At 42.8% G+C, this 17,146-nt stretch carries 13 protein-coding genes and 1 pseudogene; 8 read left to right on the top strand and 6 right to left on the bottom strand.

Annotation, left to right across the window (positions count from 1 at the left end):
• Positions 1-7 precede the first annotated feature (7 nt).
• Together D1367_RS06060 and ssuD are read right to left on the bottom strand one after the other, a co-directional pair.
• The gene (locus D1367_RS06060) at positions 8-958 is read right to left on the bottom strand and encodes a D-2-hydroxyacid dehydrogenase (protein WP_118164556.1); all 951 of its coding nucleotides are present in this window, start codon (positions 956-958) and stop codon (positions 8-10) included.
• Positions 959-1,094: 136 nt separating this feature from the next.
• Positions 1,095-2,243, bottom strand: a complete 1,149-nt coding sequence (gene ssuD / locus D1367_RS06055) for an FMNH2-dependent alkanesulfonate monooxygenase (protein ID WP_118164552.1) — start codon at positions 2,241-2,243, stop codon at positions 1,095-1,097.
• A gap of 743 nt (positions 2,244-2,986) precedes the next feature.
• Between ssuD and D1367_RS06050 the strand changes: the two genes are divergently transcribed.
• A complete protein-coding gene (locus D1367_RS06050; protein ID WP_225892333.1) occupies positions 2,987-3,793 on the top strand; it encodes a TVP38/TMEM64 family protein in 807 nt (268 codons plus the stop codon).
• 223 nt (positions 3,794-4,016) lie between these two features.
• On the opposite strand, the gene D1367_RS06045 is transcribed toward D1367_RS06050, so the two are convergent.
• Complete coding sequence (locus tag D1367_RS06045) at positions 4,017-5,225, bottom strand: RNA-guided endonuclease InsQ/TnpB family protein (RefSeq protein ID WP_118164548.1); 1,209 nt, start codon at positions 5,223-5,225, stop codon at positions 4,017-4,019.
• A 293-nt stretch (positions 5,226-5,518) separates the two neighbouring features.
• On the opposite strand from D1367_RS06045, the gene D1367_RS06040 reads away from it, so the two are divergent.
• A complete protein-coding gene (locus D1367_RS06040) occupies positions 5,519-6,535 on the top strand; it encodes a glycosyltransferase family 2 protein (protein ID WP_118164544.1) in 1,017 nt (338 codons plus the stop codon).
• Positions 6,536-6,776: 241 nt separating this feature from the next.
• Here the strand turns inward: D1367_RS06040 and D1367_RS33220 are convergent.
• Positions 6,777-6,899 (bottom strand): annotated as a pseudogene (locus D1367_RS33220) (histidine kinase dimerization/phospho-acceptor domain-containing protein); the annotation flags it as partial.
• A gap of 397 nt (positions 6,900-7,296) precedes the next feature.
• Between D1367_RS33220 and D1367_RS06030 the strand changes: the two are divergent.
• The 3 genes from D1367_RS06030 to rnhA all read left to right on the top strand — a co-directional run bounded on the left by D1367_RS06030 (position 7,297) and on the right by rnhA (position 11,452).
• Positions 7,297-7,581 (top strand): hypothetical protein, encoded by a 285-nt coding sequence (locus D1367_RS06030; RefSeq protein ID WP_118164540.1) that lies wholly within the window; start codon positions 7,297-7,299, stop codon positions 7,579-7,581.
• A gap of 152 nt (positions 7,582-7,733) precedes the next feature.
• Entirely contained in the window at positions 7,734-9,932 is a 2,199-nt protein-coding gene (locus D1367_RS06025) for a CHASE2 domain-containing protein (protein WP_118164537.1), read from the top strand.
• A gap of 611 nt (positions 9,933-10,543) precedes the next feature.
• Positions 10,544-11,452 (top strand): ribonuclease HI, encoded by a 909-nt coding sequence (gene rnhA / locus D1367_RS06020; protein WP_118164533.1) that lies wholly within the window; start codon positions 10,544-10,546, stop codon positions 11,450-11,452.
• Positions 11,453-11,521: 69 nt separating this feature from the next.
• Here the strand turns inward: rnhA and cruG are convergent, their stop codons facing one another.
• On the bottom strand, positions 11,522-12,742 hold the full coding sequence (gene cruG, locus D1367_RS06015; RefSeq protein WP_118164530.1) for a 2'-O-glycosyltransferase CruG: 1,221 nt from the start codon (positions 12,740-12,742) through the stop codon (positions 11,522-11,524).
• A 184-nt stretch (positions 12,743-12,926) separates the two neighbouring features.
• Positions 12,927-13,838, bottom strand: coding sequence for a gamma-carotene 1'-hydroxylase CruF (cruF, locus tag D1367_RS06010; protein ID WP_118164525.1), 912 nt, complete (start codon positions 13,836-13,838; stop codon positions 12,927-12,929).
• Between the two features lie 423 nt (positions 13,839-14,261).
• On the opposite strand from cruF, the gene D1367_RS06005 reads away from it, so the two are divergent.
• The 3 genes from D1367_RS06005 to D1367_RS05995 all read left to right on the top strand — a co-directional run bounded on the left by D1367_RS06005 (position 14,262) and on the right by D1367_RS05995 (position 17,135).
• Positions 14,262-15,347 carry an ABC transporter substrate-binding protein gene (locus tag D1367_RS06005; RefSeq protein WP_118164522.1) on the top strand — a complete coding sequence of 362 codons (1,086 nt, stop codon included), beginning with the start codon at positions 14,262-14,264 and terminating at the stop codon, positions 15,345-15,347.
• 131 nt (positions 15,348-15,478) lie between these two features.
• Complete coding sequence (locus D1367_RS06000) at positions 15,479-16,372, top strand: ABC transporter permease (RefSeq protein ID WP_118164519.1); 894 nt, start codon at positions 15,479-15,481, stop codon at positions 16,370-16,372.
• A gap of 58 nt (positions 16,373-16,430) precedes the next feature.
• A complete protein-coding gene (locus D1367_RS05995; RefSeq protein WP_118164516.1) occupies positions 16,431-17,135 on the top strand; it encodes a Uma2 family endonuclease in 705 nt (234 codons plus the stop codon).
• Positions 17,136-17,146 lie beyond the last annotated feature (11 nt).

The following is a 17,146-nucleotide window of genomic DNA, read 5'->3' as shown; positions in this document are numbered from 1 at the left end:
CCATTTTTTAGTATCCTGCTTGCTTGTCTACGACATTTCGCAAGGGCTGACCGGTTTGGTAGCGTTTGAGATTGTCGATAAATAGTTGTGCTATTCGCTCTCTGAGGCGTGGCGAAAGGGCTGAACAATGGGGGGTGATAAAGGCGTTTGGCAAAGACCACAAGGGACTTTCCGGCGGCAGAGGTTCTGTAGCTACTGTGTCTAATCCAGCACCCGCAATCCATCCCTCACGGAGTGCGGTGAGTAATGCGGCTTCATCTACGATCGCACCACGAGCAATGTTAATTAAGTAAGCTGACTGACGCATAGAGCGCAATGCAGTTTCATCGATCAAGCCTCTAGTTTCTGGAGTTAATGGTGTAGCAATAACTACATAATCTGCTGCTGGCAGGAGCGATCGCCATTCATCAGCACCCACAATTTTGTCAAAATTTGGTAGGGGTTCGGGATGGCGACGACTACCCCAAACTGTGACTCCAAAGGCTTTAGCGCGAGATGCGATCGCTTTACCTATATTCCCAGTACCGAGAATTAATAAATTCGCGTCTGCCAACTCTTCGAGAAATACTCCTCTTACCCAAGTGTGTTCATTCTGCAAAGTTTGCAATTTCCGCAGATTCTTGGCGTGATAGAGCATGAATGCTAGTACAAATTCCGAAATTGGAATCGCATGAACCCCTGCACCATTAGTGAGGATAATATCTTTTTGCAAAAAAGTTGGTGTGAGGATGTGATTCACGCCAGCACTCGGTGACTGTTGCCAACGCAGCGCGGGTGCGGCTGTCAGTACTTTGTCATGGGTAGAGGTTTTCAGGTAAAATCCGTTAACATAAACTTCTGCATCACTGACATCACCATCAAGATTACCTTCACTATCCACCTCCACAACATCTATATCAGATGGTAGGTGTGGCTCAATATCAGCAATGAGATGATCGGGTAAAATTAGTTTCACTATTTGCTACTCCCTCATTTCATTTTGGATTTGGGATTTTAGATTTTAGATTGTTCACAAAGATAAATCTAGAAGTATTAAGCTTTTGATGTTTTTGCTTAATCCCAAATCCCAAATCATAAATATAAAGTTGGCATTGTCATGAAGCACTTGTTAGATGTTTCGCAAGTTTTTCATTAGTGACAAATTCGCTAAAAGTACTGACGACTGGTGGAGTTAGCGGTGTCGGTTCACTCTGTAAAGGTAGGCGTGGAAATAATAATTCAGCAGTGCGATACGCTTCTTCTAAATGAGGATATCCAGAAAACACGAAAGTTTCTATGCCCAAATTGCGATATTCCAGCATCCTAGCCACAACGGTGTCGGGATCTCCAACTAGGGCTGTACCAGCACCACCCCGCACTAATCCAATTCCTGTCCAGAGGTTGGGGCTAATCTCTAAGGTTTTTCGACTACCACTATGGAGTTGACTCATGCGCCGTTGTCCTTCAGAATCAGAATTAGCCAAGTCTTTTTGAGAAGATGCGATCGCATCCTCATCTACATACTTAATTAGCTCATTGGCAGCATCCCAAGCCGCAGATTCGGTTTCTCGTACAATTACATGCAAGCGAATCCCAAAACGGACTGTTCTACCAAGTTCCGCCGCCAGTTGCCGAACTTCGGCAATCTTTTGGGCTACTTGTTCTGGAGGTTCACCCCAAGTCAGATAAACATCTATATGTTTAGCAGCAACCCGCTTTGCAGCAGCAGATGAGCCACCAAACCACAAGGGTGGATAGGGTTTTTGAACTGGTGGGAATAGGAGTTTACCACCTTTGATATCCAGGTAGTTTCCTTTAAAATCCACTGTTTCCCCACTGACGATACCCCGCCAAACTGTGAGAAATTCATCGGTTAAATCATAGCGATCGTCATGACTAAGATGCAAGCCATCCCCAGCAAGTTGCACCGGATCTCCACCTGTCACCACATTAATCAACAATCTTCCTTTAGAAATCCGGTCAAATGTTGCTGCCATCCGTGCAGCAGCACCTGGAGAAGTAATTCCTGGACGAATTGCTACAAGAAATTTCATCTGTTTGGTAACAGAGATGAAAGCAGCAGCCGTAATCCAAGCATCTTCACAAGAACTCCCGGTGGGTAACAATGCGCCCGTGTAGCCTAAATTATCCACAGCTTGGGCAATTTGCTGCAAATAATCAGGTGTGGCAATACGAGAGCCAATATCTGTGCCTAAATAGCGTCCGTCATGAGATCCAGTCGGAATAAACCAGAGAATTTGCATGTTTGTCAGGGTATGAGAAACTTAAATACCGTTAATTCGACGTAGTTGCCGTAGTTTTTATTAGTATTTTACAGGAAATTATTTAAAAAACCAGTGTCATGAACAGATAAAAAATAACTCTCTTAGGAACTTGCAATTAAAAAAATATCTAACTTGTAGGATGCGTTAGCCAGAAGCACAACGTACCGTAACAGATTAATATAGACGGTGCGTTAAGAAAGCAACGCCCCTACAAATTAAGATTGGATAATTTATTTTTTGGTAGTACCTAATAATTTATAGCTGTTCCTATTCAGAAGCGGTATAAGATTATATCGCCAGGTATAGGGGCATGGCAGCCCCCATTGGTGTCAGCTTAACGTAAAAGCTATGTCCCGCAAGGAACTGAAGTTCCAAGAATAATAGCGAAAGTCATCTGAAGATGACTAAATAAAATCTTTAGTCTACTTAAGTAGACTTTAGCTAAAAGCCAAAGGAATTTATTCCAAGGCGGGTGAGTTCGCCAACAGATAAGCGATTTTTAGCTTAAGTTGACACGTATGGCCACTGTTCATTGGTGTCAACTTAAGCTAAAACTCTTTTAAAACCTCGTTTCCAGTCTCTGGCTGGAAATGCTGATCATTGCGGCTCTGCCGCAAGTCTTGAGGCGGCAGCCCCAAGGACGGGCGTTCCCAGTCTCAGACTGGGAACGAGGCAATCCTAAAAGCTGTTTCTAAGCTGGCTTTCACGTTAAGTTGACACGTATGGGCACTGCTGTACCCCTACGGATATACCTCACTTTCCAAAACCAAGGTTTTCAAGAATTATTAAAAGGGAAATTTGCCAAAGATGGATTGTATTACAAAAAAAGCAGGAGTATTCTAGTGTGGAACTTGAAAGCTGGTATTTTAGTACTCACACTGAGTTGCATAATTGCAACTGGTATAGCAGTATATCTGATTGGCGGCATTGAACCAGCACAAATTCAAGCTTTGCTAAAATCTTCTGGTATCTGGGCACCTGTTATTTATGTTGCTTTGTATGTTGTGGCAACGATGTTAGTTTTGCCCTCAACAGTGCTAAATTTGACTGGAGGTGCAATTTTTGGCCCTTGGCTGGGTACTTTCTGGACTAGTATTGCAGCAGTCATTGCAGCAATAATTGCTTTTATTTTTACTCGGACTATTGGACGTAAAACAGTTGCAAAGCGACTAGCAGGACGCTGGCAAGCTATGGATTCTGAGGTGCGGCGTGGAGGGCTTTTTTATATGTTTGCCATCCGACTAGTACCAATCATGCCCTATGGCTTGGTCAACTTTGTGGCTGGACTAACTTCCATCAGCTTTAAAGATTATGTTCTAGGTACAACACTTGGTACTGTTCCTAGTGTATTACCTTTTGTATTACTAGGTAGTTCTGGTTTGAAGGCAGTCAAAACAGGCGATTTCTTGCCGCTAGTACTCGCCTTGGGCTTAACTGGAACCCTGGTAGCAGGGTCTACTTGGTATCGTCATCGTCGAAATTTTGCCAAAAAAGCTGTAGAAAGCCTTAAAGAATCAGATTCAGATTAAGTAGAGCGGTGTAAATAATTAAAGGTTCGTAGTGTACCCCTGCGGGGAAGCAAGCTACGCGCAGCGTCTCGTAGAGAGGACTTTAGTCCTCTCTACGAACTAATTTCAATATTTTTTACATTACTTAACTTAGCTTGATTTATTCTCGCCTACTTACTTACATAAATCCAAAGATTGACATCCTCCCCACCCTACTAAGAGTTGAGGGTGGGGATTCCAAAGATCACTCTTTGGGTTTTCTCTTTCCACGACCCGACTTACTTGGAGGAGTTTCCCCACCCACGCAGAGGTCGATGTCTCCAGAGACGTTAGTTCCGACGTGACCCGCCGTACTCAATGCTTTTTCTAATATATTTCTTGCTGCGTTCCAGTCCCTATCTTGGGTATGCCCACAGTGAGGACAAACATGAGTTCTAGTGCTAAGAGTCTTTTTAACAACCTCACCACAGTTAGAGCAATTTTGACTGGTGTAGTGGGGTGGAACTGCAACAGTTACCACGCCAAACACTTTACCAAAATACTCAACCCACTCACAAAACAGCGACCACGACACGTCACTAATCGATTTAGCCAAGGGGTGATTCTTGACCATATTTCGCACCTGCAAATCTTCATACGCCACGAGGTCGTTAGACTTCACTACGCACCTTGCTGTCTTAACAGCAAAGTCTTTACGCTGGCGACTTACTTTGAGATGCTTTAAGCCAAGTTTATTTCTAAACTTAATTCTGTTATTGGAACCCTTCTTAGTCTTAGACAATCGGCGTTGCAACCGTTTCAAAGACTTCTCGCTTTTACGAAGATGTCGGGGATTGGCGATGGTTTCCCCGAAAGAATCGGTGTAGAAGTGAGTCAAACCTACATCAATACCAATAGTTTTACCCGTTGGTTCTCGCCTTTCTACTCGTTCATGGTCAATGCAAAATTGGGCATAGTACCCATCCGCACGACGCACAACCCGCACTCTCTTAAACTGTTTGAGTTGATAGAAATGCAGGTCACGAGTTCCCCAAAGCTTGAAAGTTCCTGCTTTAAAGCCATCCGAGAAAGTGATATACCTGCGGTCATCAGAAAGTCGCCACCCACAGGTTTTGTACTCTACAGAACCGTGAGTCTGTTCTTTCTTGAACTTTGGGAATCCCTTCAATCCTTGTTTGCTTTTTTTGCAGTTCTCAAAAAACCGAGCGATTGCAGACCACGCCCTTTCGGCGTGTGCTTGTCTTGCCATTGAGTTCAGATTGGCAACCCAAGGAAACTCAATACTGGCTGCAAGCACAGCGCAGAATTTGTTGAGGTCATAGCGTCCAATACCCTTGTTGTCCATCCAGTATCTCAGGCAACTATTACGCACAAAACGAGCAGTACGAATAGCTTCATCAAGCGCTCGATACTGCTCGTCTAGTCCCTCAAGTTTTGCCTCAAATACGATCATTTATGTCCATTTTTGCCACATAAATAGTATATCATGATTGTCAAAAACTCAACTACCTTCTTCCCTGATTTCGCTTACGCTCAATTTTGGTCAGAAGGTGTTTCGTTTTTGACCGCTTTACATCCCCTGCCTACGAAACGTTGAGGCAGGGGTATTACAGCGATTTGATAAATAAATTATCGGAATGGGACTTGAATCTTGCTAGGTATATTTGTTAATACTGAGAACCAAAGCTTTACGATCGCAAGCAGTCTATCAGCTTGGCTGTTCAAAATTTAAACGAGATTCATTAGATGCTACCAAAGTATTCATTGATTGTTCCAATTTATAACGAAGAAGAAATTATTCCTGAACTATACCGCAGACTGAGTGCAGTAATGAATCGGCTCGATGGTGTTGTCGAATTAATTTTAATCAATGATGGTAGCCGCGATCGCTCCTTACAACTACTACGAGAACTCCATCAAAAAGATTCGCGCATTTGCTATCTGAGCTTTGCTCGTAACTTTGGTCATCAAATTGCAGTTACGGCTGGTCTGAATTTTGTCCGGGGTCAAGTTATCATCATCCTTGATGCTGACTTACAAGATCCACCAGAACTAATCCCCGACATGATTGAAAAATGGCGACAGGGCTATCAAGTCGTCTACGCTCAACGGACTCAACGCCTCAAGGAAAGATGGTTTAAGCGTTTTACTGCCTACTTTTTTTATCGCATCCTCAAAAAGCTTGCAGATGTAGAGATTCCTACTGATACTGGTGATTTTTGTTTAATGGATCGGCAGATCGTAGATATTCTCAATTCTATGCCAGAACGCACCCGCTACATCCGTGGTCTGCGTTCTTGGGTTGGTTTTGAGCAAACAGCAATTCGGTTCGAGCGCAACCCCCGCTTTGCTGGGGAAGTTAAATACACTTTCAGCAAATCTTTAGCACTTGCCATTAATGGTCTAGTATCCTTTTCAATAGTGCCACTGCGGTTATCAACCTACTTAGGGTTAGTAGCGGCGGCGGCGGCCATCTTCATGGCTTTATTAATCTTGTATTGGCGGCTTTTTCTCCCCCATTCGCCTTTAACCGGGTTTACGATTATTTTGATGGCAATTTTCTTTCTCGGATCTGTGCAGTTAGTCAGTGTGGGCATCTTAGGCGAATATATAGGGCGCATCTATGAAGAAGTTAAAGCTAGGCCCCTCTATACTTTGGCAGAGGTAGGTGGTTTTTATCACAAGTCCTCCAACTCAACGAGCAATTCTGACAAACTAGATAATTTAGAAGATCCTACTATTCAAAATCTAGACAAGTATTGACCTAAAAAAGACAGAGGACACTCGTTTAATCGAAAAGTCTGGGGATTCTTGAGTCTTAAGGCAATACGCTTGGGTTAAGGATAATCGTAGGTTGGGTTGAACTTTAGTGTTACCCAACAAAACACCGAAAATGTTGGGTTTCGTTCCTCAACCCAACCTACGCAGTTTAAGGTTCTTGGCGCTAACCCAAGCGTATTGAGTCTTAAGGGACTTCCAAATAAAAAATTAGGACTACCCCTGTCTTTTCATCAAGTTTTTTGGTTTGGAGTAGCTTAGACCATCCTAAAATTGGGTTGAGTGGCGATCGCAATTTATGAGAAAGAACTGCTAGAAACTCGTCTTTAATCAGGTTAGCGTTTTCTGCCCTCTACCATTACTTCAGCAACCTGTGCCGGAGTCAGAGATTCAGAAAGCGCAGCCAGCCGTAATGCCTTGCAGACGCGCAGTGCGAGATGCTGCCCGTAAAGCCGCCTGTTGAGATTGCTAAACCCCTAATATCGTTGCCAGTTTTACCTGTGGAAGTTTGAGGTACTGCCGAGTCTAACGAACTAACTATGCAATCCTTGGCTGTTCGATTGCAGGCATAAGCTAAATATTATTTTTATTTTTTTAGTAGATATTGGAATATGGCAGATGCTATAACTCTCACTACATCTATCTAGAGTTATAGAGGTTGTAAGTTGGTGATTATGTACTACATCAACTATTAGGCAACCTATTTAAGCTAGTTATAGAGTTGTTTCAATCTAGGGAATGAAAACATGAGGGTTTGGCTTGCCTGCTTTTTAGTGCTGTTTGCTTTGGCGGAACTGTTTGACTGGTTAAAAAAATTTAATTTGCCATTACCTATCTATATTTTGGGTGGAGCTTTTTTAGCCGTTGCTTCTAACTATGATAAGATATTCGACTCCTATTTTGCTGATTCAAGGATCGAAGCATCACTCGAACAATCCCAGTTAGATTCACTAACCCCATCTACTAATCCTATTTCTTTCCCAATTGCCAGTCCTGTTGAAGATGCTCAAACATCTCAAATGGATGATTAGCTGCATAGGGCAATCGCTTATCTAGTCTCTAAGCAGCAAGTAAACTGCTACATTAATATAGAAGTTCAGCTTAATCAGCTTTTAACCTAGAGTCAGAAAATTAACTTCTGTGCCTGCAACATCTACCCAATTCAGGCTACCGCCGCAACGCCGTGATTAGTGGACTATTAGAAAAATTCCGTGCGCCTTTTGTCAAAGTTCAGGATTCCCGTGAAATTTCCAAGAGCAAAAACTGGTTGCAAATGATTTTAGTTACCAGTGTAGGAGTTACCGCCTTTATCTGGGGAGTTCGGGAACTCAAATGGTTGCAGCCTTGGGAGTTGAGAGTTTATGACCAGATGTTGCGATCGCGTCCATCAGAAGCACCCGATCGGCGGATTTTGCTAGTAAAAATCACTGACGAGGATCTTAAACAAGATAAAGGGACTATATCAGATCGTAGAATCAATCAGCTATTAAAGAAAATAGAGTCTTATCAAGCGCGAATTGTTGGTTTATATCTTTTCCAACCAGAAAACAACTATTTGGCGGCTAATTTCCAAAATCAAGATAACATCTTCAGCACCTGTTTGTTCAACACCTTGGGTAAAGATGAAATCCCACCACCGCCAAACTTTCCTATAGATAATGTTGGTTTTAGCAATGTGGTTGCTGACAATGAAAACGACCAAATTCTCCGCCGCAGTTTGTTATTTGTTCACTCTCCAGAAAAAAAATGTACAACTTCATTTGCATTTGGTGCGCTTATAGCAATTAATTATCTGGATAAACAAGGCATTAAATATGACTTTATTAATAAAGGAGATTTTCAGTTAGGTAAAATTATCTTTCCGCGTTTACAACCGAATTCCGGTAGTTACGAACATCTGAATACAGATGGCTATCAAATATTATTAAATTACCGTCACCCCAACAGCCTCGCTGACGAAGTAACCCTCACACAAGTCCTCACTGGACAAGTCAAACCCAGTTTAATCAAAGACCGCCTTGTAATTATTGGCACTACAGCAGCTAATTTCGGTCAAAGTAGCTTTTATACACCCTACAGTGCTTTGCCAGATCAACCACCTAGAATGCCCGCCTTGCTAATTCATGCACAGATAGCAAGTCAACTCATTAGTACAGTATTGGATGGACGACCTCTAATTTGGTATTGGCCTGACTCGGCGGAACTTATTTGGATGTGGGGCTGGTCGCTTTTAGGTGGAATTATAGCATGGCGGTGGCAAAATCCGTTGCTGTTGCTAGTGGTGGTCGGGACAACTCTACTTGGCTTAGTAGGAATCTGCGTTGCTTTGTTTTTGCAAGGCGGATGGATACCATTAGTTCCCTCTGGACTGGCTTTGGTGATTAGTAGCATCTGTGTGATTACTTATACTAGCTACCAAAATCAGCGACAAACTCAGGTGATTATTCTGCAAGTTGAAAAACAACAAGAAGCGATCGCTCAATTAAATGTACTCTTAGAAGATAAAACAGCACTTCCCGACTCCTATCTTGATTTTCCTCCCCCAGTTGATTCACCAGAAATAAAATCAGGTGATTTGCTTTTGGGTGGACGCTACAAAATATCTCAAGTTCTCGGTGCAGGTGGATTTGGCCGCACTTATTTAGCACAGGATACTCAACGCCCAGGTAATCCGATTTGTGTAGTTAAAAAGTTAATGCCAGCCCGTCAAGATACACGATTTTTGCAAGTTGCTCGGAGGTTGTTTGATAGTGAAGCTGAAATATTACAATGTTTGGGTAAACATCATCAGATTCCCGAACTACTTGCTTATTTTGAAGATGACCAAGAATTTTATTTGATTCAACAATATATTGAGGGACATACTCTCAGTGAAGAATTACCACCTGTGCAGAATGTGCAGAATGAATCATTTGTAATCGAGATGCTCAAACAAGTTTTAGAAGTTCTAGAATTTATTCACCAGCATCGAGTTATTCATCGTGATATCAAACCGGCTAATATTATTAGATGCGCTCAAGATAATCGGCTGGTATTGATTGACTTTGGTGCTGTGAAATTGATGCAACCGCCGAGTAATGAGCAAACAGAATTAGCCACAGTAGCCATCGGAACGCGGGGTTATGCACCTCCAGAACAATTTGCTGGTCATCCGCGCTTATGCAGTGACATTTACGCTTTAGGAATGATTGCCATTCAAGCCATAACAGGGATACCACCACAAGACCTCCACCCAGATCCAGAAACAGGTAATATTATGTGGCGGCAAACAGTGCAAGTGAGCGAAGAATTAGCGGCAATTTTAGATAAAATGGTTTGTTATCATTTTAGCGATCGCTATCAATCAGCCACCGCAGTTTTACAAGATTTGAAACGTATGTAGTTCTCGTGTGTGGAGACATTGCATTGCAACGTCTCTACTCTCTGGAATAATTTAAGATATTTAGCTCAAATTATTGCAGAAATGATAACAGTTTATTTTTCATGGGATCTGGAAAAACTCTCTCTAAGTCTCTCTCCTAAAAAAAGAGAGACTTGGAATTTTCCCCCTAAGAGCATCGGGAAGAGAGTTAGGTTTTTCGTGGGTTTCTCTACATGACTTAAACCACAATGAGCAAAAAACTAATACCATTTCAATTGATGATTGCAACACATCGTTGGGTAAAGACGCGATGAATCGCGTCTCTACAAATGGTCTATTTGTCGCATTCTTTTTTCAAATTGGTATAACACTTTATGCCTACATCCTGAGCCTATAGCTTTTCGGATATCTTCCCAAATTCCTGATTAACACTTATGGCAATACTCATCGGTTAAGCATCAGCGTTACCCAACGAATAGCAAAATACCATTTTGACCACAACAGCCTTCTTGTGGAGCGTTGTTGCCGGAGTACGAACCAGTATAATAGCCTGGATGTTCTTGAAAAAATTTGCAGCGAGTCACTCTTGTCTTTGCGTCCTTAGCGTCCTTTGCGGTTCGATATCCTAAACCATGTCCATTCAACCCATAATCCAAAGCATATACACCGATGGTGCTTGCACCGGAAACCCTGGCCCTGGCGGTTGGGGAGTTGTCGTCTATTTTAGCGATGGTTCAATCCACGAAATGGGCGATGGTTCCCCTCATACCACTAATAATAAAATGGAAATGCAAGCTGCGATCGCAGCCCTGCAATTCCTGCAAACATCTCAACAAACCCAACCCATCACCCTGCATACCGATAGCGAATACCTAATTAACTGCGTTACCAAGTGGGTGAAAGGCTGGAAACAGAAAGGCTGGAAAAAGTCAGATGGTAAACCCGTCCAAAACCAAGAGCTTTTGGAAACTCTTGATGAACTCAATACCCAACAGGTAAAATGGCAATATGTTAGGGGACATTCTGGTAACATAGGTAACGAACGTTGTGATGCGATCGCTCGCAGCTATGCCAGTGGTAAAATTCCTTCGCTACAACAATTAACTCCAACAAATTTTTATAAATCTTTACCTTGCAAAAATGACTTAAATGTAGCAAAAGTAGCTGATTATGAAAAAAACTCTCGAATAATTAACCAAAGTCCCCAAGAAATCAGTACTTCTGCACCAGAAATAACCGTTATGGAACCATCTACTGGGCCAACTGCGGCCGCAACCGATGAAAAACCGCCAGAAATGAGGGTTTCGCAACTCCGCAGCTTGGTCGAAACTCTGCGTATCGCTGACGAAATTTCAGAAAAAGGCTACTTAATCACCAGTTCTGAGTTAGCAGACTTGATGGATGTCCACGCCAGTGCTGTTACTAGTCGTGGAGATCAATGGCGCTGGCGAAACTGGATAGTGTCACGGGTACGCCGTGAAGGAAATCAAATTCTTTGGGAACTAGAACGCGGGGATCAAGTAGGAGGTGAGGAGGAGTAGGGAGTTATGAGTTAGGAGTTATGAGTTATGAGTTATGAATTTTAACTCCTCACTCTTAACTGCTAACTCCTAACTATATTTACGTCCTCGCCACTCGCGTGGCTTGCGGAACGCAGACAAGAAGATTCGCAGCACGGCTAAGGGATCGGCAAAAGGGGAAAGCCAGAATAACCATGAGCCTTTGGCGCTTTTGCGATCGTAAGAAGGTGCGATCGCAATTAGCATAGCAAAGCGAATTACCACCAAGAATAAATTTAGTCCCAGCAGCAGAAGTGGGGGAGTGGGTAACGCGATTAATCGCGTCTGTAGCGAGTAAGAAAGTGGGGGAGAAATCAACGCAAAACTCAGGACAATTAAAAGAGGTAGACCTTGAACAGATGTGAGTAGCCATAAATCTCCCCACAACTGCGAAGGAGAAGTTGCATCTTTGAGGTCGAGACTCCGCCCCCATTCCTTCCACGTCTCCATCGCCCCTTCATACATCCGTACTTTCAGCACTTTTGCGCCATCTAAAAAGCCTACTTTATACCCTTGAACAGCAATATTTCGTGCCAAAGTGACATCATCACAAAAAGAACCACTCGCACTGCTATAGCCACCCACAGCAGCTAAAACGGAGCGGCGACACAAAAAACACTGTCCATTTGCCATCACCCGTTCTGGCTGCTCTGTATTGATCCCAGCCGGGTCAAATCGGTAAAGCAGAGTCATCAACAAAGCTGGTTGTAGCCAGCACTCTCCCGGATATTTGAGAATAAACTGGGGTGAAAGGGAAACGAGATCATAGCCCTGTGCTTCGGCCGTCTTCACCAAACCAGCAACCAAACCAGGATGCGGTTGAATATCAGCATCCAGCCCCAGAAACCACTGACTACCCTCAGAACTAGATAAAAAACCGTTATGCAACGCCCAAGGACGCCCCACCCAACCGGAGGGTAAGGGGTCATCTGTCATTACGCGAAAGCGCGGATCTTTCTGCTGTGTCGCTTTTACCAAGTCGGGTGTACCATCAACAGACTTGCTGTCTACAACAATAATTTCCCGAACTTCGTAGCTTTGATGACTTAAACCAGCCAACAACGGGCTAATGCGAAGTGCCTCGTTCAGTGTGGGAACGACGACGCTAACCTTACCCAAAAGCTCCAGTGTCGGCTGTTGCGGTTCTATTGGAGGAAGCCGCCTTGGCCCCTTTAGCAGGCGCGAAAACAGAATCGCCGTTGCTGGTACTTGGATAAGTACCAATAAAAGGGAAATGGCGCTTTCTATTATTAAAGCGTTGTCATTGGTCATTGGTCATTAGTCATTGGTCATTAGTCATTAGTCATTAGTCATTGGGAAAGAGGAGGCAGTTCTTGCTGGAATCAGAAGGCAGAAGTTCTTTAATTTTGAATTTTGAATTTTGAATTGATTTCTCCCCCTGCTCCCTCATCCCCCTATTCCCCACTCCCCACTCCCCACTCCCTAATTTATCGACTTATTTCAAGGCAACTTTAACGTTTCTTACCACCGAGACTTCCTTGTTTGCTGGTTCAACAGCAATTTGAGTGGGTGTGGTTGAACTGCTTAACCACAGAGCCACGGCGGGAACTACACCAAGGAATAAGCCGAGCAACACAGGGATAGAGAATCCAGCGGCCAAGCTTAGTCCGGCAGCGAAGGCAAAGTTAGTTAAATAAACGACTAAGGGTAGATTAAGTTGCGATCGCTCTAATTTAATCGAAGCGTTTCTCCACAACAATCCTGCCACACTCATAAATAGGGCACTAGTGCCAAACCAACCTGCATAGTTCTGGTAAGGTGTGCCAAAGAAAGCTCCTGGATGTTCCCAATACCAAAAAGGCAGAGAAGTTTGACTCATCGCTGGCTCAAGGGCAAAATCCCAGCAAGTGAAGAGTAAAGCACCAACGGCTATAGCCGCAATATGGCGTCCCAAACTGGGTTTTTGGGCCACTTTCAAACCAGTTCTCGCAATTAAATAAGACGACAGCCCAACATAGAACCAAGATAAAGGAATTGTGAAAGGAACTAGCCCCCCAATCTTATAACCCAAGCCACTCAAGTAGCTATAATCACCAAATGGAAAACCTGTGCTGGTTCCCAGTAGTTCACTCCCCAAGGAGATAAACATAGCTGGCAGCATAAATGCTAGCCAAGTTCCCAATCCCAGCGTCCGGTAAGCATAAATAGAGACAGCTATTGTCCCCAAGATGATATCAACTACACCGCCACCTGCCATACTTAACTGTACGGCAGTTTCTCCAACCTGCGATAAGTTGAAAAGTATTTCAGCATTAGGTACGACCAGTAGCATCCCTACCAGTCCAAAGGCTTTTGACACGATATGACCAATGAGGCATACGCGTTCAGCAATAACAAGTTGTCTCATGATAATTCCTTAACAAGATGTGACACGCGGCTACTCGGCTGCTAACAGTTTACAAATGTTTAACAACATATTTAACTACTTTGTGCCGCAATTCTCTACAAACTTGTTTGGCTTTCTTGGGAAGAGCATAACAGCCTATTGATTGAAGCTATAAAAAATATGATGATAGATTTACTAGTCTAAGCTATATAGTCAAAATCTACATAATTTCATCTGTAAAAACTTTGGGTTTCTTGTCCCACTGATACCCGTATGATGAAGAACTCCTTCCATGCAAGGATCTCTTTGAGGCAGGACAACCACCATAGATTAAGCAAGTTCTACAGTAAGTGTGAAGATTGACACATTTATCCCCAAAAATCACAACAGGGGCTACTAAGTATACCGTAATCTAGAGGTTGTTGATAAACAGCTTCTAACTGAATGACTAACAGACGCCAATTTTTAAAAGGGGTGGGAGGGCTTTCTGGCTTATCTTTAGCTGGTTGTGGCTGGAGGCTAGCTGAAGTCCGTGCTAACTCTAATACTTCGGGTCAACGTGACCAACTTTATATCTTTACCTGGACGCAATATACTGACAACCAATTATTGAAAACCTTTAGCGCCCAAACCGGCATGAAAGTGCTAGCGGATGTGTATGATTCCAATGATGTCATGCTGGCGAAATTGCAAGCTGGAGGCGGTGGCACTTATAGCATCATCTACCCATCCGATTACATGGTGCAGAAGATGGTAAAGAAAGGTTTATTAACAGAAATAGATCACGATCGCTTAATCGGTTTAGAGAATTTATTCCCCCGGTTTCAGAATCCTAGCTATGACCCCAATAACCGATATAGCATCCCTTTTAACTGGGGGACAACAGGTTTACTTTACAATTCTGAAAAAATCAAAGATGCACCACAAGATTGGGATTACCTTTGGCAAAACCAAAAGCAACTTAATCAGCAGATGACCTTGCTCAATGATGTTCGAGAAGTGATGGGTGCGACGTTACGGATGCTAGGTTACTCTTACAACTCAAAAAATGAACAAGAAATCAAACAAGCTTATGAAAAGTTAAAGGTGCTAAAATCTGCGATCGCACGTTTTGACACCGACGCTTGGCAAAATCAAATTCTGGCAGGAGATTTACTATTAGCAATGTGCTATTCAGCAGATGCGGTGAGAATCTCTAAAGAAAACCCTAAACTAAAATATGTAATTCCCCGCAGTGGTTCTTCATTATGGACAGACAGTATTGTAATTCCTAAAACAGCCCCCAATTTAGCTGGAGCCTATGCTTGGATTAACATGATTTTGCAACCAGAATTAGCAGCCCAAATCAGTCAACGTCTGAGTATTTCTACGCCTAATAGTGCTGGATTTGAGCAATTACCAAAAACAATCCAAAACAATAGTAGTTTATTTCCCTCAGAGTCCCTTTTAGCAAATTGTGAACGTGTTACTCCTGTAGGAGAATTTGAAGAGGTTTACGATCGCTATTGGACACAATTAACTAGCGGGTAAAATAGTTAGGAGTTAGGAGTTAGGAGTTAGGAGTTAGGAGTTAGGAGTTAGGAGTAGAGACGCGATTAATCGCGTCTGTTAGGAGTAGAGACGCGATTAATCGCGTCTGTACAATTTAGGAGTTACAAGTGATGAATTTTGAAACGAATGATATTTCTAAAATAGAAGAATTGCATCGTCCACGAGCGAATTGGCTGCAACCTTTGGTATTACTTGCACCATCTGGGATTTGGTTATTACTTTTGTTGGTGCTGCCAACTTTAATAATTTTCCAGTTAAGTTTAGTTGCAGACATCCGCCCAGGAGATTTAGTCAATCCCAACGGATTCAAAAATTACATTAGAATATTTGACCCTCTTTATGTGCAAGTAATTGTGCGATCGCTATTTTTTGCGTTTGGCACTACAATAATTTGTTTAATTTTGGGCTTCCCCGTCGCCTATTGGATTGCTCAGATAGCGCCGCAGCGTTGGCGAAATTTGCTGCTATTAGCCTTTGTCTTACCTTTGTGGACTTCCTCGTTACTTCGTTCTTATGCTTGGATTACAATTCTTCGTCCTACTGGTTTATTCAACAGTTTACTCAGCAATTTAGGCTTGCCCACTTTGGAATTACTTAACCAGAGTCAAGCTGTATTTATTGGCATGAGTTACAGCTTGTTACCCTATATGGTTTTGATTTTATATGCTTCTCTCGAAAAGCTAGACAAGCGATTGCTAGAAGCGGCGGCTGATTTAGGTGCAAATCCGGTGGAAACTTTTTGCCAAGTAACCGTACCGCAAATTTTTCCGGGAATTGCGGCTGCTTCTATGCTTGTATTCATCACAGGCTTGGGGGATTTTGTCGATCCAGAATTACTTGGTGGTGCTTCTAGTATGACGGCGGCGCGGTTAATTTATAACCAGTTTCTCGGAGCAACGCAAAATTGGGGATTTGGTTCAGCCTTAAGTATGACGTTAATTTTGCTTGTTAGTATTGCGATCGCACTTTTAATTAAGTTTGGCGAGGCTGCACCCAAACGCTAAACTTTTCGTCACTCATTTATATATAATAAGGGCATAAAACGCCAGCGAGACAACGGTTATGCTCTCACCTGATCTCAAAAATGCGTTACCAACTACTGATGAACTTCCCTGTTCAGACGATACGCCAGTGGATAACGAAGATCAAAATTTTTTGCCCAATATTTTACTCTTCTTACTCAACTCCATTTGGGCAAATCGTATGGATTGGTACTTCGGGGTAGATATGGGATTATATCACACCACGGGAGTAAATCCCAGAGTACCTGTAGTGCCAGATGCTTTTTTAAGTGTGGGAGTAGAACGGAAAAAGGGTGGCAAATCACGCAAAAGTTACGCGGTTTGGGAAGAAAATGGGGTAGTTCCAATATTCACATTAGAAATGGTATCCCATACCCCAGGAGGTGAATACGACGAGAAGCTAGATATATATAAAAAACTCGGTGTATTGTACTACGTAATTTATAACCCTGAGTTTTGGCTACGCGACCAACATCAACCCTTTGAAGTATATAAGTTAATAGATGGAAACTACCAATTACAAATAGGTGAACCTTATTTGATGCCAGAGGTGGGGTTAGGTATTGGGCGACACCAAGCTGTAATTGCCGGGATACAACAGGAGTTTTTATGTTGGTATGATCAGCAAGGAAATCGCTATTTGACAGATGCAGAACAGGCAGAACAGCAGCGACAAAGGGCTGAACAATTAGCCCAGTATTTACGTTCTCTAGGTGTAGATCCAAATAACCTACCTGGTAATTAAGGCGATCGCAT

It is taken from the genome of Nostoc sphaeroides, assembly GCF_003443655.1.
Classification (GTDB): domain Bacteria; phylum Cyanobacteriota; class Cyanobacteriia; order Cyanobacteriales; family Nostocaceae; genus Nostoc; species Nostoc sphaeroides.
The sequence above is the reverse complement of the archived record's forward strand: the minus strand, read 5'-3'. Positions and strand labels throughout refer to the sequence as shown.

Coding starts and splice junctions, on each gene's coding strand:
- ssuD (WP_118164552.1), bottom strand. CDS start 2,243: ATGCAAATTCTCTGGTTTATTCCGACTGGATCTCATGACGGACGCTAT.
- D1367_RS06050 (WP_225892333.1), top strand. CDS start 2,987: ATGGGCACTGCTGTACCCCTACGGATATACCTCACTTTCCAAAACCAA.
- D1367_RS06045 (WP_118164548.1), bottom strand. CDS start 5,225: ATGATCGTATTTGAGGCAAAACTTGAGGGACTAGACGAGCAGTATCGA.
- D1367_RS06040 (WP_118164544.1), top strand. CDS start 5,519: ATGCTACCAAAGTATTCATTGATTGTTCCAATTTATAACGAAGAAGAA.
- D1367_RS06030 (WP_118164540.1), top strand. CDS start 7,297: ATGAGGGTTTGGCTTGCCTGCTTTTTAGTGCTGTTTGCTTTGGCGGAA.
- rnhA (WP_118164533.1), top strand. CDS start 10,544: ATGTCCATTCAACCCATAATCCAAAGCATATACACCGATGGTGCTTGC.
- cruG (WP_118164530.1), bottom strand. CDS start 12,742: ATGACCAATGACAACGCTTTAATAATAGAAAGCGCCATTTCCCTTTTA.
- cruF (WP_118164525.1), bottom strand. CDS start 13,838: ATGAGACAACTTGTTATTGCTGAACGCGTATGCCTCATTGGTCATATC.
- D1367_RS06005 (WP_118164522.1), top strand. CDS start 14,262: ATGACTAACAGACGCCAATTTTTAAAAGGGGTGGGAGGGCTTTCTGGC.
- D1367_RS06000 (WP_118164519.1), top strand. CDS start 15,479: ATGAATTTTGAAACGAATGATATTTCTAAAATAGAAGAATTGCATCGT.
- D1367_RS05995 (WP_118164516.1), top strand. CDS start 16,431: ATGCTCTCACCTGATCTCAAAAATGCGTTACCAACTACTGATGAACTT.